At 69.9% G+C, this 435-nt stretch carries 1 protein-coding gene; it reads left to right on the top strand.

Annotation, left to right across the window (positions count from 1 at the left end):
- Window positions 1-76 precede the first annotated feature (76 nt).
- Window positions 77-435, top strand: a 359-nt coding sequence (locus RISW2_RS23205) for an SPX domain-containing protein (protein ID WP_043776031.1), incomplete at its 3' end; no start/stop codon positions are given.

Here is a 435-nt window from a genome sequence, read left to right as displayed (position 1 = left end):
TTGGTCGCCAAAGGCTGCGCGCGCCGGGCGCGCGGCCTCGGCACGTTTTCGACCCGGCGCACAGGAGAGAGCCCGCATGAACAAGCTGGCAGAACTGAAAAAGCGCCTGGCCGCCCTCAAGAAGGAAGGTCAGGACATCGTCGCCGCGGCGGAGGCGAGCGAATCCGGTGAGTTCACCGAGGCGCAGGAAGACCGCTTCGCCGCCCTCGAGGAAGAGATCGGCGAGGTGCAGGCCGCGATCGCCGCGCAGGAGAAGCTCGCCGAGCGCCGCCGCACGATGGGCGCATCGACCTCGCTCACCCCGGCCGGGCACACGACCGTGCGCGACCAGGACCCGGAGACCACCGCCGGCTTCAAGGACATCGGCGAGTTCGCGGTCGCGGTGCATGGCGCCGTCCAGGCAAACCGTGTCGGTGGCAGCATCGACCAGCGCCT

The organism is Roseivivax isoporae LMG 25204 (genome assembly GCF_000521865.1).
Classification (GTDB): Bacteria; Pseudomonadota; Alphaproteobacteria; order Rhodobacterales; family Rhodobacteraceae; genus Roseivivax; species Roseivivax isoporae.
Note: the sequence above shows the minus strand (reverse complement) of the source record. Positions and strands in the feature narration are given on the sequence as shown.